At 72.9% G+C, this 19,319-nt stretch carries 17 protein-coding genes and 8 pseudogenes; 16 read left to right on the forward strand and 9 right to left on the reverse strand.

Annotated elements, in window-relative coordinates; translation table 11 throughout:
• Nucleotides 1–11 precede the first annotated feature (11 nt).
• The 6 genes and pseudogenes from U6N30_RS01585 (at nucleotide 12) to U6N30_RS01610 (ending at nucleotide 2,624) form a co-directional block, all read left to right on the forward strand.
• Nucleotides 12–344 carry a hypothetical protein gene (locus U6N30_RS01585; protein ID WP_324275865.1) on the forward strand — a complete coding sequence of 111 codons (333 nt, stop codon included), beginning with the start codon at nucleotides 12–14 and terminating at the stop codon, nucleotides 342–344.
• Nucleotides 341–616: pseudogene (locus U6N30_RS01590) on the forward strand (ABC transporter permease); the annotation flags it as partial. The gene U6N30_RS01585 and the pseudogene U6N30_RS01590, both read left to right, overlap by 4 nt.
• A gap of 88 nt (nucleotides 617–704) precedes the next feature.
• Nucleotides 705–1,091: a hypothetical protein gene (locus U6N30_RS01595; RefSeq protein ID WP_324278642.1), complete on the forward strand. Its 387-nt coding sequence runs from the start codon at nucleotides 705–707 to the stop codon at nucleotides 1,089–1,091.
• Nucleotides 1,082–1,489: an ABC transporter permease subunit gene (locus U6N30_RS01600; RefSeq protein ID WP_324278123.1), complete on the forward strand. Its 408-nt coding sequence runs from the start codon at nucleotides 1,082–1,084 to the stop codon at nucleotides 1,487–1,489. The genes U6N30_RS01595 and U6N30_RS01600 overlap by 10 nt, the downstream gene beginning before the upstream one ends.
• A 351-nt stretch (nucleotides 1,490–1,840) precedes the next feature.
• A pseudogene (locus U6N30_RS01605) lies at nucleotides 1,841–2,158 on the forward strand (glycine betaine ABC transporter substrate-binding protein); the annotation flags it as partial.
• A gap of 151 nt (nucleotides 2,159–2,309) precedes the next feature.
• Nucleotides 2,310–2,624: a glycine betaine ABC transporter substrate-binding protein gene (locus U6N30_RS01610; RefSeq protein WP_324275866.1), complete on the forward strand. Its 315-nt coding sequence runs from the start codon at nucleotides 2,310–2,312 to the stop codon at nucleotides 2,622–2,624.
• 170 nt (nucleotides 2,625–2,794) lie between these two features.
• Here the strand turns inward: U6N30_RS01610 and U6N30_RS33090 are convergent.
• Both U6N30_RS33090 and U6N30_RS33095 read right to left on the reverse strand, forming a co-directional pair.
• Nucleotides 2,795–2,851: pseudogene (locus U6N30_RS33090) on the reverse strand (hypothetical protein); the annotation flags it as partial.
• Nucleotides 2,852–2,940: 89 nt separating this feature from the next.
• Nucleotides 2,941–3,351: pseudogene (locus U6N30_RS33095) on the reverse strand (hypothetical protein); the annotation flags it as partial.
• A gap of 74 nt (nucleotides 3,352–3,425) precedes the next feature.
• On the opposite strand from U6N30_RS33095, the gene U6N30_RS01620 reads away from it, so the two are divergent.
• Nucleotides 3,426–5,078, forward strand: coding sequence for a DUF6779 domain-containing protein (locus tag U6N30_RS01620; protein ID WP_324275867.1), 1,653 nt, complete (start codon nucleotides 3,426–3,428; stop codon nucleotides 5,076–5,078).
• Here the strand turns inward: U6N30_RS01620 and U6N30_RS33100 are convergent.
• A pseudogene (locus U6N30_RS33100) lies at nucleotides 4,997–5,736 on the reverse strand (SDR family oxidoreductase). The gene U6N30_RS01620 and the pseudogene U6N30_RS33100 overlap by 82 nt on opposite strands.
• Before the next feature lie 319 nt (nucleotides 5,737–6,055).
• Between U6N30_RS33100 and U6N30_RS32940 the strand changes: the two are divergent.
• The 8 genes and pseudogenes from U6N30_RS32940 to U6N30_RS01680 form a co-directional block, all read left to right on the forward strand.
• A pseudogene (locus tag U6N30_RS32940) lies at nucleotides 6,056–7,252 on the forward strand (Rossmann-like and DUF2520 domain-containing protein); the annotation flags it as partial.
• A gap of 80 nt (nucleotides 7,253–7,332) precedes the next feature.
• Entirely contained in the window at nucleotides 7,333–7,833 is a 501-nt protein-coding gene (locus U6N30_RS01650) for a pantoate--beta-alanine ligase (RefSeq protein WP_324275870.1), read from the forward strand.
• 8 nt (nucleotides 7,834–7,841) lie between these two features.
• Entirely contained in the window at nucleotides 7,842–8,255 is a 414-nt protein-coding gene (gene panD / locus U6N30_RS01655; RefSeq protein WP_324275871.1) for an aspartate 1-decarboxylase, read from the forward strand.
• 25 nt (nucleotides 8,256–8,280) lie between these two features.
• The gene (locus tag U6N30_RS01660; RefSeq protein WP_324275872.1) at nucleotides 8,281–9,066 is read left to right on the forward strand and encodes a type III pantothenate kinase; all 786 of its coding nucleotides are present in this window, start codon (nucleotides 8,281–8,283) and stop codon (nucleotides 9,064–9,066) included.
• A gap of 44 nt (nucleotides 9,067–9,110) precedes the next feature.
• A complete protein-coding gene (locus tag U6N30_RS01665) occupies nucleotides 9,111–10,316 on the forward strand; it encodes a lysine--tRNA ligase (protein ID WP_324275873.1) in 1,206 nt (401 codons plus the stop codon).
• Nucleotides 10,210–10,635, forward strand: coding sequence for an amino acid--tRNA ligase-related protein (locus U6N30_RS01670; protein ID WP_324275874.1), 426 nt, complete (start codon nucleotides 10,210–10,212; stop codon nucleotides 10,633–10,635). Before U6N30_RS01665 ends, U6N30_RS01670 begins: the two co-directional genes overlap by 107 nt.
• A gap of 156 nt (nucleotides 10,636–10,791) precedes the next feature.
• Complete coding sequence (locus U6N30_RS01675) at nucleotides 10,792–11,136, forward strand: histone-like nucleoid-structuring protein Lsr2 (protein ID WP_324275875.1); 345 nt, start codon at nucleotides 10,792–10,794, stop codon at nucleotides 11,134–11,136.
• A gap of 485 nt (nucleotides 11,137–11,621) precedes the next feature.
• Nucleotides 11,622–14,158 (forward strand): annotated as a pseudogene (locus U6N30_RS01680) (ATP-dependent Clp protease ATP-binding subunit).
• Between the two features lie 164 nt (nucleotides 14,159–14,322).
• Here U6N30_RS01680 and U6N30_RS01685 read toward each other — a convergent pair.
• Both U6N30_RS01685 and U6N30_RS01690 read right to left on the reverse strand, forming a co-directional pair.
• Nucleotides 14,323–14,523 (reverse strand): hypothetical protein, encoded by a 201-nt coding sequence (locus U6N30_RS01685; RefSeq protein ID WP_324278643.1) that lies wholly within the window; start codon nucleotides 14,521–14,523, stop codon nucleotides 14,323–14,325.
• A gap of 329 nt (nucleotides 14,524–14,852) precedes the next feature.
• Nucleotides 14,853–14,906: pseudogene (locus U6N30_RS01690) on the reverse strand (hypothetical protein); the annotation flags it as partial.
• Between the two features lie 376 nt (nucleotides 14,907–15,282).
• Between U6N30_RS01690 and U6N30_RS01695 the strand changes: the two are divergent.
• Nucleotides 15,283–15,954, forward strand: a complete 672-nt coding sequence (locus tag U6N30_RS01695) for a MucR family transcriptional regulator (protein WP_324275876.1) — start codon at nucleotides 15,283–15,285, stop codon at nucleotides 15,952–15,954.
• On the opposite strand, the gene disA is transcribed toward U6N30_RS01695, so the two are convergent.
• The 4 genes from disA to U6N30_RS01715 form a co-directional block, all read right to left on the reverse strand.
• Entirely contained in the window at nucleotides 15,891–17,039 is a 1,149-nt protein-coding gene (disA, locus tag U6N30_RS01700; RefSeq protein WP_324275877.1) for a DNA integrity scanning diadenylate cyclase DisA, read from the reverse strand. The genes U6N30_RS01695 and disA overlap by 64 nt on opposite strands.
• Before the next feature lie 164 nt (nucleotides 17,040–17,203).
• Nucleotides 17,204–17,542 carry a magnesium chelatase domain-containing protein gene (locus tag U6N30_RS01705; RefSeq protein ID WP_324275878.1) on the reverse strand — a complete coding sequence of 113 codons (339 nt, stop codon included), beginning with the start codon at nucleotides 17,540–17,542 and terminating at the stop codon, nucleotides 17,204–17,206.
• Nucleotides 17,539–18,522 carry a DUF7125 family protein gene (locus tag U6N30_RS01710; protein ID WP_324275879.1) on the reverse strand — a complete coding sequence of 328 codons (984 nt, stop codon included), beginning with the start codon at nucleotides 18,520–18,522 and terminating at the stop codon, nucleotides 17,539–17,541. Before U6N30_RS01710 ends, U6N30_RS01705 begins: the two co-directional genes overlap by 4 nt.
• Before the next feature lie 81 nt (nucleotides 18,523–18,603).
• The gene (locus U6N30_RS01715; RefSeq protein ID WP_324275880.1) at nucleotides 18,604–19,074 is read right to left on the reverse strand and encodes a copper chaperone PCu(A)C; all 471 of its coding nucleotides are present in this window, start codon (nucleotides 19,072–19,074) and stop codon (nucleotides 18,604–18,606) included.
• Between the last annotated feature and the right edge of the window lie 245 nt (nucleotides 19,075–19,319).

Raw genomic sequence — 19,319 nt, forward strand, 5'->3', positions numbered from 1 at the left:
CGAGGCGCCCAGTGCTGAGCGCAGCGAGCAGGGACGCGCTCGCGGTCGATGCGGCGCCGAACCCGTGGTTCGACCCGTCCTATGTGACGGACAACTGGAACTCCATCATGGGCTACGTCGGCGAGCACGTCCGGCTGACGGTGGCCGCCGTGCTGATCGGGGCGGTCATCGCGCTGCCGCTGGCCGTGCTGGCCCGTCGCAGCCGCTGGCTCGCGGGGCCGGTCCTGGGCCTGTCGACCCTGATCTACACCATCCCGTCGCTGGCGATGTTCGCCTTCGTCGCGCCGATCACGGCCTGTCGGCGACGACGGTGCTCATCGGGCTGGTCCTGTACTCACTGGTGATCCTGGTCCGCAACTTCCTGGCCGGCCTGCAGTCCGTGCCCGCGGACGTCCAAGAGGCGGCCCGGGGCATGGGCTACGGGCCGGCGCGGCTGCTCTGGCAGGTCGAGCTGCCCCTGGCGCTGCCGGCCTTCATGGCCGGGCTGCGGATCGCCACCGTCTCCACGGTGGCCCTGGTGACCGTCGGTGTCATCGTCGGCCACGGCGGTCTCGGCCAGCTGATCGTGGGCGGCTTCAACTCGAACTTCTACCGGGCCGAGATCGTCACCGGCGCCGTGGGCTGCGTCCTGCTGGCGTTGCTGGCCGACCTGCTGCTGGCCGGCGCGGAGCGGGCGCTGACCCCTGGGCGCGGCGGGCCCGGGCGTGAACCTGCTCCAGGAGGCGCTGACCTACCTCAACGACCCGTTCAACTGGACCCGGCGCGACGGCATCCTGGATCTGCTCGCGGAGCACCTGAGGATCTCGGCGGTCGCGGTGCTGGTCGCACTGGTCCTGGCCGTCCCGGTCGGGATGGTGCTCGGGCACACCGGGCGCGGGGGTGCCTTCACCGTGGCGCTGTCCAACGTGTCTCGCGCCATCCCGACGCTGGCCCTGTTGACCGTCTTCGCCGTCACCCCGATCGGATTCGGACCCACCGCCACCACGATCGCCCTTGCGGTGTTCGCCTTTCCGCCGATCCTCACCAACACCTACGTCGGCTTCCGGGGGTCGACCGGGACGTCGTCGAGGCCTCGCGGGCCATGGGCATGACCGGCCGCCAGGTGATGCTGCGCGCCGAACTGCCGCTGGCCACCCCGCTGCTGATGGCCGGCGTCCGCACGGCGGCCGTGCAGGTCGTCGCCACTGCCACGCTCGCGGCGCTGGTCGCCGGTGGCGGGCTCGGACGCATCATCACCCTCGGTTTCGCCCAGCAGGAGTACGGGGTGGTGCTCGCCGGCGCCGTGCTCGTCGCGGTCCTGGCCATCGGGACCGAGGTCGTGCTCGCCGCCGTGTCCTGGGCGGTCACCCCCGGCCAGAAGCGGTTGCCCTTTCTCCGATCCGGAGGGGACGACCGTCCACCGGGCGACACCGTCGCCGCTCCGATCGCCGAGGGGGACGCCGGCCCGGTGGCCGTGGGCGCGCCGTCCGGCTCGGCATCGCGTCCCTGAGCCGATAACGGAACAGCAACACTCGTCCGGTTCGGTTGCGGCAGGGCCGGTCGCCGAGTTCAGTTGTGCACCGCGGGACACCTCCCGCCAGACACGCGCGGCGGCCGTCCATGGCCGGCGCGGGACACAGAAGGCGAGAGCGCTGATGCGTGCACGTGCCCGGTTGTTCATCCCCTCGCGGCGGCGCTGCTGGCGACCAGCGCCTGCGGCGAGTCCGGATCGTCGGGCACCGGCGGTGGTGACGAGGACGCCGCGGCGTCGGGGAACGCCTGCGCCCCCATCGCCGGTGACCAGCTGGTGGTGCTGGAGGACGACCAGGGTCTGCAGAACGCCGACAACATCATCCCCGCGGTGAACGCGGCGGCCGCCCAGGCCAATCCGGCGCTGCTGCCGAACCTCGACGCCGTGTCGGCGGAGCTCACCACCGACGAGCTGATCGAGATGAACGCCGCGGTGGCCGTCGAGCGGCAGAGCGACGCGGACGTCGCCGCCGCCTGGGTGGCGGAGAACATCGACACGGCCGCCCTCGAGCAGGGCAGCGGCACGATCGTCGTCGGCGGGGCGAACTTCCCCGAGTCGACGATCCTGGCCAACATCTACGCCGACGTGCTCACCGCCGCCGGCTTCGATGCCACCGTCCAGGAGGTCGGCAACCGCGAGCTCTACCTGCCGGCACTGCAGCGCGGCGAGATCCAGGTCTTCCCGGAGTACCTCTCGACGGTCACCGAGTTCATCGAGGGGACGACGCCAACCAGGTCGCCTCCGGCGACGTCGAGGCGACGGTCGAGGCGCTCACGCCCCTGGCCGAGGGGCCGGGCTGGTGTTCGGCGAGCCGTCGGAGGCCGCCGACCAGAACGCCTTCGCCGTCACCCAGGCCTTCGCCGACGAACTGGGTGTCAGCACGCTGTCGGAGCTGGCCGAGGCCTGTGCCGACGGCTCCCTGGTGCTCGGCGGCCCGGGCGAGTGTCCGGAGCGGCCCTTCTGCCAGCCCGGTCTCGAGGAGACCTACGGCCTGGAGTTCGCCAGCTTCAGCGAGCTGGACGCCGGTGGCCCGCTCACCAAGACCGCCATCCAGCAGGGCGAGGTCTCGATCGGCCTGGTCTTCAGCTCCGACGGCGCGCTCGCCCAGGGCTGAACGCGCGTCCTACCGCACCATTCAGGGCCCTCCCTCAGCGTCGACCGTGGGGAGGACCCCTGATGATCAGGGAACCTGATCATCATCCGGTCAGTACCAGCCGCCGGGGGCAACTGCTCCCCGGCGGTGACCGGCGCCGGCGTCCGGTTGTCCTCCGGCGCGAGCGGACACGACCAGCGCGGGTCGTAGGTGCACGACGGGTGGTAGGCGAAGTTGAGGTCGACCACCAGGCAGGTGCCGTCGCCACCCAGGTCGGCCCCTTCACGGTGTCCAGCAGGTAGCGGCCGCCGCCGTACGTGGTGCTCCCGGCCGTTCCGTCACGCAGCGGAAGGAAGACCCCGCCGCCGTAGCCGCCGAGCCACCACACGTCGAGGCGGCCGATCTCCCCGAGCGCCACATCGCCGAGCGCGACGGTGCCGATCCGGTCGAAGAGCACGGTGCCGTCGGCCGCCGTCGGCACCTCCAGCCGGACGGCGGGAGCCGGCTCCAGGACCGGCTCGAAGCGCAGCGCCGGGTCGTAGCCGGCGTAGGGAGCCCGGTGAACGACGTCCGGGCGGCCTCGTCCAGCGGTGAGTCCGGATGGGTCGCGAACAGCTCGTCGCGGCCGTCCCGCCAGGTCCGCCAGCCGGCCTCCGGATCGGTGGACGAGCGCGCGGCGGCGTACAGCGCGGCCACCTGGCGGCGCCAGCCGAGCAGGGTGAGGGTCACCGCGCCACTCTCGCAGCAGCCGTCGGCGACAGCTCGGTCACGACCGGAGATTCCTGTCCGGAGGAGCGTGCCCTGCGCCGCTACGCTGGCAGCATGCCGCTGCGCGAGGACGACGTCGCTCCGCGCAGCGGCGTCCCCGACCGCCGGATCCTGATCCAGGCGGGCGGCTTCGTGCTCGCCGTCGCGGCGACCCTCGCGGTCTTCCTCACCGACAACCCGCAGGTGCTCAAGCTGGCGGTCGTCGGCGTGGCCTGGGCGTTCGTGCTGGCCACGTTCACCGCGGCGTCACGATCCACCGAGCGCGTGGCGGCCCGCGCCCGGGAGGCCGAGCTCCGCCACGCCTACGAGAGCGAGCTCGACCGCGAGGTGGCGGCCCGCCGGGAGTACGAGCTGGGGCTCGAGGCCGAGCTCCGCCGCGAGGCCGAGGAGTCCATGCGGGCGGAGCTGGACGCGCTGCGCGGCGACCTCGCCGGTCTGGCCGAGCTGCGCGACGAGGTGGCCCGGGTGGCCGAGCTGCGCACCGACATCACGGCTCTCTCGTCCCTGCGCGACGAGGTGGCCAGGGTCGCCGCTCTCCGGGACGACGTCGCGTCGCTGACCGCGCTGCGGCAGGAACTGGGTCAGCTGGCCGAGCTGCGCGACGACATGGGCCGGCTGCGCCAGGAGCTCACCGAGCAGCTGTCCAGCGAGATGCTCATCGAGCGCATCGTCATGCGGACCCAGGCGAGCCGGCTCAGCTCCGACGTGCACGACCCCTCCGCGAGCGGTCGAGACCGCCGCGCACTGGGCCGAGGACAGCCCCCGCGGGAGCTGACCGGCGGCTGGCCGGCTGTCCGCCTCGGCGAGTCCCGGGAGACCCGGCAGTTCGAGCAGGTGCGTGTCGAGCGGGCGCCGACGCGTCCACCGCTGCCGCCGCTGCCGTCCCCGCAACCCCTGTCCCGCCCCGTGCCCTCGCCGTCCTGGCGGCCGAGCTGGGAGGTCGGGACGGACGCACCCCGGTCGTCGGAGACGCCGCGGACGGCCTCCTGGGAGACGCCGTCCGCACCTTCGTGGGAGACGCCGTCGGCCCCTCCTGGGAGACGCCCCCGGCCTTCTCCCCACCGACGGTCTCCTCACCCGCCGCCGACGACCGGTGGGCGCCGGACGACCGCTGGGCGGTGTCCGGGCAGGCCGGCCCCGACGAGGACACCCCGTTGTGGTCGGCCGCGCGGGCCGACACCGCCGGGCACGCGCGGCACGGCTCGGAGCCTGCGCCCCCGACCTCCGCCTTCCCGATGGCGAGCCCCGTGTCACCGGCGCCCGAGCCGCTGCCGTCCCCGCTGGAGTGGCTCGCGGCGCGCTCGCGCATCGACGCCGAGCCGACGTCGTTCCGCCCGGACGTGCCGCCGCGCCGTCGCCGGGGTGACGAGCCGCTGGCGGACCCCGCCGTGTCCGTCACGACGCAGCGCCCGGCCGTGCCCCCGAACCCGGGGATCCGGGTCGAGCCCGCTCTCTCGGGGCCGCCCTCGCAGGAGAAGCGGCTGGCCGACATCCTGGCCGAGAACGGGGTCGCCCCGTCGACCGGCGGCCGGCGCCGGCGCCGCTACCGCGACGAGGACGAGCCGGACGACGTGCTCGCCCGGGTGCTGCGCAGCAACTGACGGCCCGCATGCAGAGGGTGCTTCTCACCGCCCGCGCGACAGCCGTCCGCCGTCGAGCACGAGCGTCTGCCCGGTGACCCACCCGGCGCCGTCGCCCAGGAGGTAGGCCGCGGCCTCGCCGACGTCCGCGGGCACCCCGAGCCGGCCCGCGGGGTACTCGGCCGCCACCTCCTCCTCGCGGCCCTCGTACAGCGCGCCGGCGAAGCGGGTCTTCACGACGGCCGGTGCCACCGCGTTCACCCGAACCGCCGGCCCGAGCTCGACGGCCAGCTGGGTGGTCAGGTTGATCACCGCGGCCTTGCTGACCCCGTAGGCGCCGATGTTCTCCGACGACCGCAGTCCGGCCACCGACGCGACGAAGAGGACCGAACCCCGTGCTCGGCCATCCACGCCTTCCAGGCCTCCTGCACCAGCCCGAGCGAGGACACCACGTTGGTGTCGAGGATCTTGCGGAAGGCGTCGAGGTCCAGGTCGACCATGGGGCCGTAGACCGGGTTCACGCCGACGTTGCCGACCAGCATGTCCAGGCTGCCGAAGGTGTCGACGGCCGTGCGGACCGCCTCAGCCCGGTGCTCGGCATCCCCGGTGTGGCCGGCGACCGCGACGGCGGACCCCCGCCCGCCCAGGGACTCGACGGCCTCGGCGAGCGCCTCGGGCTTGCGTGCGGTGATCACGACACGGGCTCCCCGGTCGACCAGGCTCTGTGCGATCGCCAGCCCGATTCCCCGGCTGCCGCCGGTGACCAGAGCCGTCCGCCCATCCATCGTGCCCACGCCGTTCTCCTGTCGTCCGGTCCGCCGAGAGAGCCCAGGCTAGGGGCCCGTCCGCGCCACCCGTTCGGGTACCACGGAGCGGGCAGGTGAGGCAGGACACAGTCCTCAGACGTTGCGAGGGGCGCGGAGCGGTCACACACTCGCCTTCGGCGGTCGACCTGCGCGACACATCCGGTTGCAGCGGGCGGGCGCCACCAGCACGACCGCAACACCAGCACGGACGCACCACCCGCACGACCCCGAGCGGCCTCCAACGGTGGAGGCCACCGACGTCCGGTACCCGGCAGGGACTGGAACGAGAGGGTGCACGATGCCTGCTGCTCGCAGGAACCATCGCGCGGTACCCGCGCCCGCCCGCCTCCGCGTGGGTGTCATCGGCGCCGGCCGGGTCGGCGCCGTCCTCGGAGCGGCGCTCGCCGCCGCCGGCCACGACGTGGTCGCCGCCTCCGGTCTCTCCGCCGCCTCCGCCGAACGCGCCGCCCGCCTGCTGCCCGGCGTGCCGCTCGTGCCCGCGGACGAGGTGGTCGCCGCCGCCGACCTCGTCGTCCTCGCCGTCCCGGACGACACGCTGCCCGGCCTGGTCGCAGGCCTCGCCGAGACCGGCGCCTGGCGGCCCGGCCAGCTCACCTTCCACACCTCCGGCGCCCACGGCCTCGCCGTGCTCGCACCGGCAGAGCAGGCCGGCGTGCTCCCACTGGCGCTGCACCCGGCCATGACCTTCTCCGGCGCCCCCGAGGACGCCGCCCGGCTGAGCGGTTCCCCGTTCGGCGTCACCAGCCGCTCCGAGTACCGCGCGGTCGCCGAGACGCTCGTCCTCGAGATGGGCGGCGAGCCGTTCTTCGTCGCCGAGGCCGACCGTCGGCTCTACCACGCGGCCCTGGTCACCGGTGCCAACCACCTGGTCACGCTCGTCGCCGAGGCCGCCGACCTGCTGCGCGCGGCCGGCGTGGGCGACCCGGCCCAGGTGCTGGCGCCGCTGCTCACCGCCGCCCTGGACAACGGCCTGCGCCGGGGTGATCGCGGGCTGACCGGCCCGGTCAGCCGGGGGACGTCGGCACCGTGCGCGACCACCTCGAGACCCTCGCCGACCGCGCCCCCGACTCGGTCGCGTCCTACGTCGCCATGGCGCGGCGCACCACCGAGCGGGCACTGGCCGCGGGCCGGCTCAAGCGGCACGAGGGCGCCCCGCTGCTCGACCTGCTCGACGGCACTCCCCGCGAGACCCCCTCCGGTGACGGCCGTGCGCACCGGTGTCACCGTCGCGGAGACCGGGGCAGACCTCCGCAGGGCGCTGGCGGACCTGCCCGGGTCCGTCGCGCTGGTCCCCACGATGGGCGCCCTGCACGAGGGCCACCGGACGCTGGTCCGGGCGGCCCGTGAGCGCGCCGCGACCGTCGTCGTCTCGGTCTTCGTCAACCCGACCCAGTTCGGCCCCGGCGAGGACTTCGACCGCTACCCGCGCACGTGGGACGCCGACCTGGCGGCGCTGGCCGAGGAGGCCACCGACCTCGTCTTCCACCCGCCGGTCGAGGAGGTCTACCCGCCGAAGGCCGTGGGCGTGACCGTCGATCCCGGCCCCTGGGCTCGGTGCTCGAGGGTGCCGTCCGGCCCGGTCACTTCGCCGGCGTGCTCACGGTCGTCGCCAAGCTGTTCGGCCTCGTCCGGCCGGACGTCGCCCTCTTCGGCGAGAAGGACTACCAGCAGCTCACGCTGCTCCGGGCGATGGCCCGCGAGCTCGCCCTCCCGGTCGAGGTGGTGGGCGTTCCGACGGTCCGCGAGGACGACGGGCTGGCGCTGTCCAGCCGCAACCGCTACCTCGACCCGGCGCAGCGTTCGGTGGCGCGCGCGATCTCCGCCGCGCTCCGCGCGGGCGCCGCCGCCGGACCCGACGGCGCCGCGGCCGTCCTGGCCGCCACCCGTGCCGTGCTCGACGCCGAGCCGTCGCTCCTCCAGGACTACCTCGAACTCACCGATACGGATCTGGGACCGGCGCCCGCCGTCGGCCCCGCCCGCCTGCTGGTCGCGGTCCGCGCCGGCAGCACCCGACTGCTCGACAACACCGCCGTGGAACTGGGAGACCTCCGATGATGCGCACGATGCTCAAGTCCAAGATCCACCGTGCGACGGTCACCCAGGCCGACCTGCACTACGTGGGCTCGGTGACCGTCGACGAGGACCTCCTGGACGCCGCCGACCTGCTGCCCGGAGAGCAGGTCGCGATCGTCGACATCACCAACGGCGCGCGGCTGGAGACCTACGTGATCCCCGGCGAGCGCGGCAGCGGGGTGATCGGCATCAACGGTGCGGCGGCCCACCTCGTGCACCCCAGCGATCTGGTCATCCTGATCAGCTACGGCGTCATGGACGAGACCGAGGCCAAGAGCTACATCCCCAAGGTCGTGCACGTGGACGCCGCCAACCGCGTCGTCGAGCTGGGCGGCGACCCGTCGGCTCCGGTGCCCGGCGCCGACGACCAGCGGCGCAGCGACCTCGGCGTCCCCGTCCGGTGACCGGCCGGCCGGCCGGAGCGCGCCCGTGCTGCTGACCGTCGACGTCGGCAACAGCCAGACCGTCCTCGCCACGTTCGACGGCGAGCAGCGGGTGGGTTGCTGGCGGGTGACCACCTCGCCGCGCGCCACCGCCGACGAGCTGCGGATGCTCTGGCGCGGGCTGCTGCGCGACACCGAGGTCACCGGCGTGGCCGCCTGCTCCACGGTGCCCGCCCTGCTGCCGGCGCTGCGCCAGCTGCTGGACTCCCTCGAGGTCCCCGTCGTCCTCATCGGCCCGGGGGTCCGGACCGGCGTCCCGCTGCACGTGGACAACCCGCGCGAGGTCGGTTCGGACCGGGTCGTGACGGCCCTGGCCGCGCACGAGCTGTTCGGCCGCTGGCCCGACGGCCGCGGCCGACCGGTGGTCGTCGTGGACTTCGGGACCTCGACCAACGTCGACGCCATCGGCCCCGACGGGCAGTTCCTGGGCGGCGCGCTTGCCCCCGGCGTGGAGGTCAGCCTCGACGCGCTGGCCAACCGGGCCGCGCAGCTGCGGTCGGTCGAGCTGACCGTGCCGCCGCAGGCGATCGGGAAGAACACCGTCGCGGCGCTGCAGTCGGGCCTCGTGCTGGGCTTCGCCGGGCTGGTCGACGGCCTGGTCGCCCGGATCGCGGCGGAAATCGTCGCGCAGTTCGGCGCCGCCCCGATCGTCGTCGCCACCGGCGGGCTGGCCCCGCTCGTGGTCGACAGCTGCCGGTCGATCGGCGAGCGGGAACCCGACCTGACCGTCCACGGACTCCGGCTGGCCTTCGAGCGGCAGCAGTCCCGGTAGTTCGCCGCCGGACGCCGCTGGAGCTGCCCGTAGGCTCTGCATCCGTGAGCGAAGGCCCCGCCGTACCCGACACCGACGACGAATCGGCTCCTGAAGAGCTTCCCGAGCAGATGAGGGTCCGGCGGGCGAAGCTCGACCGCCTGCGCGAGAGCGGCATCGACCCCTACCCGGTGACGGTCGCGCGGACGACCACGCTCGCCGCCGTGCGTGCCGCGCACCCTGATCTCGAGCCCGACACGATGACGGGCCAGACCGCGGGCGTCACCGGCCGGGTCATCTTCTTCCGCAACACCGGCAAGCTGTGCTTCGCCACCCTGCGCGAGGGCGACGCCGAGCTGCAGGTGATGCTCTCCCGGGACCGGGTGGGCGAGGACCCGCTCGCGGCCTGGAAGGCCGACGTCGACCTCGGCGACCACGTCCTGGTCACCGGTGAGATCGGGACGTCGCGCCGCGGGGAGCTGTCGGTCTTCGCCGACTCCTGGCAGCTCACGTCGAAGTCGCTGCGGCCGCTGCCCGTGGCGCACAAGCCGATGAGCGAGGAGTTGCGCGTCCGTCGTCGCTACGTCGACCTCATCGTCCGGGACGAGGCGAGGCGCACGGTGCGCCAGCGGGCCACGGTGATGTCCACGTTGCGTGCCGGGCTGGGCAGCCGCGGGTTCCTCGAGGTCGAGACGCCCATGCTGCAGACGGTTCACGGTGGCGCCGCCGCCCGGCCGTTCCGCACGCACATGAACGCCTTCGACCTCGACCTGTACCTGCGGATCGCCCCCGAGCTGTTCCTCAAGCGGTGCATCGTGGGCGGGCTGGACCGGGTCTTCGAGATCAACCGGAACTTCCGCAACGAGGGCGCCGACAGCTCGCACTCCCCGGAGTTCGCGATGCTGGAGACCTATCAGGCCTACGCGGACTACCAGGTGATGGCGACCCTGACCCGGGAGCTGATCCAGGAGTGCTGCCTGGCGCTGTTCGGCGACCACGTCGCCCGCCACCACGACGGCACCGAGGTCGACCTGTCGGGGAGTGGCCGCAGGTGCCGCTCTACTCCGTGGTGTCCGACGCCGTCGGCGAGACCGTCACCCCCGCGACCCCGGTGGAGCAGCTGCGGGCGATCGCCGAGAAGCACGACGTCGGCGTGGACCCCGCGTGGCTGCCGGGCAAGGTCGTGGAGGAGCTCTTCGAGGCCCTCGTGCAGCACACGCTCCAGGCGCCGACGTTCGTCATGGACTATCCGCTGGACACCTCGCCGCTGACCCGCGCGCACCGCGCCCAGCCGGGGTCGCCGAGAAATGGGACCTCTACATCGGTGGGATCGAGCGGGCGACGGCCTACTCCGAACTCGTGGACCCGGTCGTGCAGCGGGAACGGTTCACCGCTCAGGCGGCGCTCGCCGCCGCCGGCGATCCCGAGGCGATGGCCCTCGACGAGGACTTCCTCGAGGCATTGGAGTACGGCATGCCACCCACCGGCGGCATGGGTATGGGCATGGACCGGCTGATGATGACGCTCACCGGCCTCGGAATCCGCGAGACCATCCTCTTCCCGCTGGTGCGGCCCATTTCTTCGCAGTAAAGAGTGGAACGGGTCTGTCCCGTTACCCCTCCGTGGGACCACATCGCGACCGAGTTGCACTTAATGGTGCAGAACTGTGATGTAATGGCGCTCGTCGTCGCCCCTGACGACAAAAGAGGTTCGACCCCTGGGTCGCTGTGAAAAGTGAGGAACATAATGGCGCGCAAAGTTCAGGTCATCCTGAGCGACGACCTCGACGAGAACCTGTCGGCCGACGAGACGGTCAGCTTTTCCCTCGACGGCACCTCGTACGAGATCGACCTGGCGGAGAAGAACGCCAAGGAGATGCGCGACGTCTTCTCGCGTTATGTCTCGGCCGCCCGCAAGGTGGGCCGCGGCACCCGCGGTTCCGGTGGGGGCCGTGGTCGTTCCACCGGTGGCCGCATGGACCGCGAGCAGGCCGGCGCCATCCGGGACTGGGCCCGCAAGAACGGTCACGCCGTCAGCGACCGCGGCCGCATCCCGGCGAGCGTCGTCGACGCCTACGAGGCCGCTCACTAAGACCTCGTGCGGAGACTCGGCCCGAGCCTGCGAGGGCTGAGCGGCACGAGGTCCTCCTGCCCGTCCTCCTCACCCGTCGCACGCCCAGGGGGTCCTTCGACGGGGCGAGAGGGACGAGGCCGTTCTCCTGTGACGTCCGCGCGTGTCCGCACGCCGACCGGCCCGGTTCCCCGCTTCGGGGGCCGGGCCATCGTCGTCCCCGGCCGCCCGGACCGCGCCCGGCCCACGCTGTAGCCACTCCACCTGCAGTGACGCCGCCGTCCGACTGTCGTCCGCTCACGGCGTAACCGGACCGGAACAGTGCTCGGCCGCCATCAGTTGGAACGGGCAGCCACCCACCGTCCCGCTCCGCTCGCGACGGGACGTCGTGGTCCGCGACTACAGTGGAAAGACCGGTGCCACCCAGCGCCGACGGATGTCGGGTGCTCCTTCCCCAGACCAGGGAAGGGCAGTGCCGGACCAGCCGGTCGAAGGAGAAGCAGCAGATGTCCGAACGGTTCACCGACCGAGCCCGCCGCGTTGTTGTCCTGGCCCAGGAAGAGGCCCGGATGCTCAACCACAACTACATCGGCACCGAGCACATCCTCCTGGGCCTGATCCACGAGGGTGAAGGCGTCGCTGCCAAGGCGCTGGAGTCCCTGGGCATCTCGCTCGAGGGCGTCCGCCAGCAGGTCGAGGAGATCATCGGCCAGGGCCAGCAGGCCCCGTCCGGTCACATCCCCTTCACCCCGCGGGCGAAGAAGGTGCTGGAGCTCTCGCTGCGCGAGGCCCTGCAGCTCGGCCACAACTACATCGGCACCGAGCACATCCTGCTCGGCCTGATCCGCGAGGGCGAGGGCGTCGCCGCCCAGGTCCTCGTGAAGCTCGGCGCCGACCTCAACCGCGTCCGCCAGCAGGTCATCCAGCTGCTCTCGGGCTACCAGGGCAAGGAGCCGGCCGCGGCCGGGGCCCCGCCGAGGGCACGCCGTCGACCTCCCTGGTCCTCGACCAGTTCGGTCGCAACCTCACCCAGGCCGCGCGCGACTCCAAGCTCGACCCGGTCATCGGGCGGGCCAAGGAGATCGAGCGGGTCATGCAGGTCCTGTCGCGGCGGACCAAGAACAACCCCGTCCTCATCGGCGAGCCCGGCGTCGGCAAGACCGCCGTGGTCGAGGGCCTGGCGCAGGCCATCGTCAAGGGCGAGGTGCCCGAGACGCTGAAGGACAAGCAGCTCTACACGCTGGACCTCGGCGCGCTCGTCGCCGGTTCCCGCTACCGCGGTGACTTCGAGGAGCGCCTCAAGAAGGTGCTCAAGGAGATCCGCACCCGCGGCGACATCATCCTGTTCATCGACGAGATCCACACCCTCGTCGGTGCCGGTGCCGCCGAGGGCGCGATCGACGCCGCCAGCATCCTGAAGCCGATGCTCGCCCGCGGTGAGCTGCAGACCATCGGTGCCACCACGCTCGACGAGTACCGCAAGCACCTGGAGAAGGATGCCGCGCTCGAGCGCCGCTTCCAGCCCATCCAGGTGGGCGAGCCGACGCTGCAGCACACCATCGAGATCCTCAAGGGGCTGCGCGACCGCTACGAGGCGCACCATCGGATCAGCATCACCGACGCCGCCCTGGTGGCGGCGGCGACGCTGGCCGACCGGTACATCTCCGACCGCTTCCTGCCGGACAAGGCGATCGACCTGATCGACGAGGCCGGTGCCCGGATGCGGATCAAGCGGATGACCGCCCCGCCGGACCTGCGCGAGTTCGACGACCGGATCGCCGGCATCCGCCGCGAGAAGGAGTCGGCCATCGACGCGCAGGACTTCGAGAAGGCCGCGTCGCTGCGCGACAAGGAGAAGACGCTGCTCTCGGAGAAGGCCGAGCGCGAGAAGCAGTGGAAGGCCGGCGACATGGACGTCGTCGCCGAGGTCGACGACGAGCAGATCGCCGAGGTGCTGGCCAACTGGACCGGCATCCCCGTCTTCAAGCTCACCGAGGAGGAGACGACCCGTCTGCTCCGCATGGAGGACGAGCTCCACAAGCGGATCATCGGCCAGGAAGAGGCCATCAAGAGCGTCAGCCAGGCCATCCGGCGCACGCGGGCGGGCCTCAAGGACCCGCGCCGTCCCGGTGGTTCCTTCATCTTCGCCGGCCCCTCGGGTGTCGGTAAGACGGAGCTGGCAAAGGCTCTGGCGCAGTTCCTGTTCGGCGAGGACGACGCACTCATCCAGATCGACATGGGTGAGTTCCACGACCGCTTCACGGTGTCGCGACTCGTCGGTGCCCCTCCCGGTTACGTCGGTTACGACGAGGGTGGCCAGCTGACCGAGAAGGTGCGGCGCAAGCCGTTCTCGGTGGTCCTCTTCGACGAGATCGAGAAGGCGCACGCGGACGTGTTCAACACGCTGCTGCAGGTGCTGGAAGACGGTCGGCTGACCGATGGTCAGGGCCGGATCGTGGACTTCAAGAACACGATCCTGATCCTCACGACCAACCTCGGTACGCGGGACATCTCGAAGGCCGTGGGTCTCGGATTCCAGGTCGGGAATGACACGCAGAGCAACTACGAGCGGATGAAGCTGAAGGTCAACGAAGAGCTCAAGCAGCACTTCCGGCCGGAGTTCCTCAACCGCATCGACGACATCGTCGTGTTCCACCAGCTGACCGAGGAGGAGATCACCCGGATCGTCGATCTCCTGATCGCCCGGGTCGAGACCCAGCTGGCGAACAAGGACATGGCTCTGGAGATCACCCCGGCGGCGAAGAAGCTCCTCGCGCACCGTGGCTTCGACCCCGTGCTCGGTGCCCGGCCGCTGCGCCGGACCATCCAGCGCGAGATCGAGGACGCATTGAGCGAGAAGATCCTCTACGGCGAGCTGTCCGCGGGACAGATCATCGTGGTGGACGTCGACGAGGCCGAGGGCGCGGCGCAGAAGTTCACCTTCCGCGGCGAGCCGAAGCCGATCGCCGTCCCCGACACCCCGCCGGTGGCCCTCTCGGGCGCCGAGGGTGACGAGGAGGGTCCCGCGGCCCAGGCCGAGTGACCCGCTAGCACCGACGACAGGGGCCGCTCCCACCGACAGGTGGGGCGGCCCTTCGTTCGTCCACCTCGCTGCCACCCGCCCTGCAGCGCCCGGGCATAGGTACCTATACGTGCGTTCTTGCGGCCAGAACGCACGTATAGGTACCTATGCCTGGAGGGCGGTGGTCAGGTAGGGAGGCGGAAGTGGCCGTCGGCGGTCTGCTCGACCAGGCCGTCGGTGAGTAGGGAGTCCAGGCAGCGGCCGCGCTGGACGGCGTCGTCCCAGGCGGCCTCCAGCGCGGCCCCGTCCACCGGTCCGTGCGCGGCCCGCAGGACGTCGAGCAGTCGCCCCCGCACCTGCCGGTCGGTGCCGGCGAACTTCTGCACCCGCCGGGCCGGCCCCTCGTGTGCCGGGGAGCCCGCCAACCGCCAGGCGCAGCGGTCGCGGACCGGACACGCCCCGCAGCGGGGGTGCGGGCGACGCAGACCAGCGCTCCCAGCTCCATGACGGCGACGGAGAACCGCGTCGCGCGCTGGACGTCGACCGGCGTCAGCGACGCGACGTCGGTCAGATCGGAGGCGCGGGCGTTGCCGGCCTCGGCCCGCCCGTGGAGCAACCGCGCCAGAACCCGCCGGACGTTCGTGTCGACCACCGGCTGCGGCTGCCCGTAGCCGAAGCACGCCACCGCCCGGGCGGTGTACGTCCCGACGCCCGGCAGGGCCTCCAGGGCCGCCACGTCGCCCGGGACGACGCCACCGTGCCGCTCCACGACGGCGAGAGCGGCCTCGCGCAGCCGGAGGGCCCTACGCGGGTAGCCGAGCTTCCCCAGGCGCGGATGACGTCCGCGGCCGGGACGGCTGCGAGGTCCCCGCCGTCGGCCACCGCGCCATCCACTCCCGCCAGACCGGCTCGACTCGTGCGACGGGTGTCTGCTGCAGCATCACCTCGCTCACCAGGACCGCCCACGCGTCGACGCCGGGACGGCGCCAGGGCAGGTCACGGGCGGCGGTGGCGTACCAGTCCACGATCGCCTCACCGGCCGCGCGGGGCGTCGAGGGCGGCTGCTCACGGGGAACCAGTCTGCCGTCCCGGGGAGCGGCGTGCCGACCCGACCCGCTCCGACGGCGCCCACTACCGTTCCCCGCGTGTGGCACCCGGTCGGCGAGCTGCCCGCGCGCGTCTACTGGCGCCGGCGGGTCGTGGTGCTGGCCGTCGTGCTGGCGCTGCTGGGCGGCGTGGGATGGCTGGCGTTCTCGCTGCTCTCCGCCCGCGACGGAGGCGCCTCGGCGTCGGACGGGGCCGAGGCGGTGCCGGAGCCGGCGCTGGAACGGGTGGTGCCGTCGCTGACCGCCGTCGCCACCCCCGACCCGCCGCCGGTCGCGGAGACCGTCGCGGAACCGCCGGTGGCCGCCCCTGACCCAGTGCCCGGCGGGCCCTGCACCGACGACATGATCACGCTGGAAGTGCGGACGCCCGGCAGCGTCCCCGTCGGCAGCAAGCCCACCTTCGAGCTGGCGGTCGCGAACGTCGCTGCCGTGCCCTGCGTCCGCGCCCTGGACAAGGGGCTGCAGGAGATCGTGATGCTCGACTCCGCCGGCAATCGGGTGTGGGGCAGCAACGACTGCTTCCCCGAGGCGAGCAGCGACCCCCGCACCCTGGCGCCCGGGGAGGTCGTCACCGTTCCGCTCGTCTGGGGTGGCCTGACCAGTGAGCCGACCTGCAGCGCGCCGCGGGTGAACCCGCCGCCGGGCAGCTACCTCCTGCGCGCCCGCCTGGACACCAAGGTCTCGCCGGACGCCACGCTCACCCTCGTCTGACCTAGCTGTAGCGGTCGAGGATCGAGGTCTCGGCGAGCCGCGAGAGGCCCTCGCGGATCCCTCGGGCCCGCGCCTCGCCGACCCCTCGACGGCCAGCAGGTCCTCGATGGTGGCGGCCAGCAGCTTCTGCAGCCCGCCGAAGTGATCGACCAACCGGTCGATGATCCCCGACGGCAGCCGAGGCACCCGGTTGAGCAGGCGGTAGCCGCGCGGGCTGACGGGGAGTCGAGGGCGTCGGGGGAGGTGGGCAGCCCGTAGCAGCGGGCGACCGCGGACAGGTCGAGCAGCTCGGTGGCCGTGAGGGCGCGCAGGTCGGTGAGGACCTGGTCGATCGTCCGCGGCCGGCGTCCACCGTTGGGCAGGTAGTCGCGCACCAGGAGGCCGCGGTCCTCCTCGACGCCGGCGAGCATCTCGTCGAGCTGGAGGGCCAGCAGGCGGCCGTCGGTGCCCAGCTCCACGACGAAGCCCTCGATCTCGTCGGCGATCCGGCGGACCATCTCCAGGCGCTGGCTCACGCTCATGGCGTCGCGCACGGTCACGAGATCCTCGATCTCGAGCGCGGACAGCGTGCTCGCCACCTCGTCGAGGCGGAGCTTGTAGCGCTCGAGGGCGGCCAGGGCCTGGTTGGCCCGCGCGAGGATGGTCGTCGGGTGCTCGAGGGTGTACCGGCGGGCGGCGACGTACACGCTGATGATGTGCATCGACTGGCTGACCGAGATGACCGGGAAGCCGGTCTGCAGGGCGACCCGCTCGGCGGTCCGGTGCCGGGTGCCCGACTCCTCGGTGGGGATGGTCGGGTCGGGCATCAGGTGCACGCCGGCCCGCACGATCCGGGTGCCGTCGTAGGAGACGATCACCGCGCCGTCCATCTTGGCCAGCTCGCGCAGGCGGGTCGCCGACAGCGCGACGTCGAGAGCGAAGCCGCCCGTGCAGAGCGACTCGACCACGCGGTCGTACCCGAGCACGATCAGGGCGCCGGTTCGGCCCGCCAGGATGCGCTCCAGGCCGTCGCGGAGCGCGGTCCCCGGGGCGATGCGGCCGAGGAGCTCGCGCAACGCGACCTCGGGGTCCACCTCGGTGGGCACGAACGCTCCTGACGGTCGAGTGGTGCGGCGGCTGAGTCTACGTGTCGGGGGCGACCGACGGCCCCGCTCGGGGTCTCCGCGCGGGGACGCGGGGACGCGCCCTAACGAGACTCTAGAGAGCTAGAACAGACGGTGGAAGGCCGCGCCCAGGTCCGGCACCTCGATCAGCCGCATCCCGGGGGCGCCGCGCCGGCGTCGACCGGGACCAGGGCCGTCGTGTACCCCTGGCGCGCGGCCTCGGCGAGCCGACGGCCGGCGCCGCCGACCCGGCGGATCTCCCCGGACAGGCCGACCTCCCCGAGCGCGACCATGCCCTCGGGCAGCGCGCGGTCCTTCGCGGCCGAGGCGATCGCCAGGGCCAGCGCGAGGTCGGCCGCCGGCTCCGCGATCCGCACCCCGCCCACGGAGGCGGCGAAGACGTCGGCCTCGGCGAGCTTGACCCCGCCCCGGCGCTCCACGACGGCGTTGACCATGGCCACCCGCTGGGCGTCGAGCCCGCTCACGGCGCGGCGCGGCGAGCCCCGCCGCCGGTGCCCGCGACGAGCGCCTGGACCTCGGCCAGCAGGGGCCGGCTGCCCTCCATGGTCACCGTGACGCAGCTGCCGGGAACCGGCGCCGTCCGGCGGGAGACGAACAGGGCCGACGGGTCGGGCACGCCGACGACGCCGGCGTCACCGATCTCGAAGCAGCCGATCTCGTCGGCCGGGCCGAAGCGGTTCTTGACCGCGCGCACCAGGCGCAGCGTGGAGTGCCGTTCCCCGTCGAAGGAGATGACGACGTCGACCAGGTGCTCGAGCGTCCGCGGGCCCGCGATGGCGCCGTCCTTGGTGACGTGACCGACGAGGATCGTCGTCATCCCGCGGCTCTTGGACACGGCGGTGAGGGCGCTCGCCACGGCCCGGACCTGGGTCGCTCCGCCGTCGGTGCCGTCGCCGGGCGAGCGCACCGTCTGGACGCTGTCGAGGATCAGCAGCGTGGGGTTGACCTGCTCGATGTGCGCCAGGACGGCCGAGAGCTCCGTCTCGGCCGCCAGGTAGAGCCGCTCGTGCAGGGCGCCGATCCGTTCGGCGCGCAGCCGCACCTGGCCGGCCGACTCCTCGCCGGAGACCACCAGTGCCGGCCCGTTCCGCTCGGCGACCCGGTGGGCGACCTCGAGCAGCAGGGTGGACTTGCCGACCCCGGGCTCGCCCGCCACCAGCAGGACGGCGCCGGGGACCAGGCCGCCACCCAGGACGCGGTCGAACTCCGCGATGCCGGTGGGGACCGCGCGCGCACCGGCCAGCTCGACCTGCGCGATGGGCCGGGCCGGTGCGGTGACCGGGCCCGCCACGACCGACCGGAGAGGAGCGGCGGGCGTGCCGAACTCCTGGATGCTGCCCCAGGCCTGGCACTCGGGGCAGCGGCCCACCCACTTGGCCGAGGCGTAGCCGCACTCGGTGCAGCGGTGGGCGGGACGGGCGGACTTCACTCCAGCGGGCGGCACGCCGCGACGCTAACCCCGAGGTACGACAGTTCCGGGGAGGAGCGGCTACTCGCTGTCGGCGGACTCGCGCTCCCGCGCCGCTTACTCGGCGCCTTCCTCCGCGCCCTCTTCCTCGTGGTGGAAGTCGAACGCCTCGCCCCGGTCCTGGACGTCGTCGGGCGTTGCCACGGTCACCTGGAGCGTCACGTCGCCGGCGTTCTCGAAGGTCAGCGTCAGCTCGAGGTACTGCCCGACCGTCAGCGGCTCGTCGAGGTCGGAGAGGGTGATGGAGGCGTCGTCGCCGTCGATGAACACGGCGCCGTCGGCCGGGACCTCGATCTCCCCGGAGTCGGCAGCGCCGCCGGACTCCGAGCCCACGGTCGTGGCGGTCCCCGAGCTCTCGATCTCGACGTCGCCGAACCCCTCGCCGTCCACGCCGACCAGGGCGTCGTCCTCCTGGCTGCCGTTCACGATCGCCAGCATCAGCTCGGCGTCGTCGCCCGCCTCGTAGCTGCCGCCGCGGGGGCTCTCGAGCTCGGCGGCGCGCACGGTGAGGTCGCCGACCTGCGCCATGGCGCCGACCTTGTCGCGTTCCTGCGTGGCGGTCTGGGTGACCTGTCCCGCGCTGCACGCGGAGAGCGCGACGGGGAGAGAAGCAGCACGCCCACAGTGGCGGCGCGCAGCGAGCGGTTCACAGCCGTCGACCTCCAGCAAACACCCAGCCGGTCACCGCGGGATCGGTGACGCGGAGTCGACCGGAGCCTAACGGGCGCCCCCACTGCTCCGCCCGGAGGGAAGGCGCGACGGCTGCGCGTCGT

Source organism: Blastococcus brunescens (assembly GCF_035320885.1).
Taxonomy (GTDB): domain Bacteria; phylum Actinomycetota; class Actinomycetes; order Mycobacteriales; family Geodermatophilaceae; genus Blastococcus_B; species Blastococcus_B brunescens.

Excerpts from the sequence above, each read along its gene's own strand:
- panD (WP_324275871.1), top strand. The coding sequence starts at position 7,842 with ATGCTCAAGTCCAAGATCCACCGTGCGACGGTCACCCAGGCCGACCTG.
- U6N30_RS01620 (WP_324275867.1), top strand. The coding sequence starts at position 3,426 with ATGCCGCTGCGCGAGGACGACGTCGCTCCGCGCAGCGGCGTCCCCGAC.
- U6N30_RS01715 (WP_324275880.1), bottom strand. The coding sequence starts at position 19,074 with ATGGCGCAGGTCGGCGACCTCACCGTGCGCGCCGCCGAGCTCGAGAGC.
- U6N30_RS01600 (WP_324278123.1), top strand. The coding sequence starts at position 1,082 with ATGGGCATGACCGGCCGCCAGGTGATGCTGCGCGCCGAACTGCCGCTG.
- U6N30_RS01675 (WP_324275875.1), top strand. The coding sequence starts at position 10,792 with ATGGCGCGCAAAGTTCAGGTCATCCTGAGCGACGACCTCGACGAGAAC.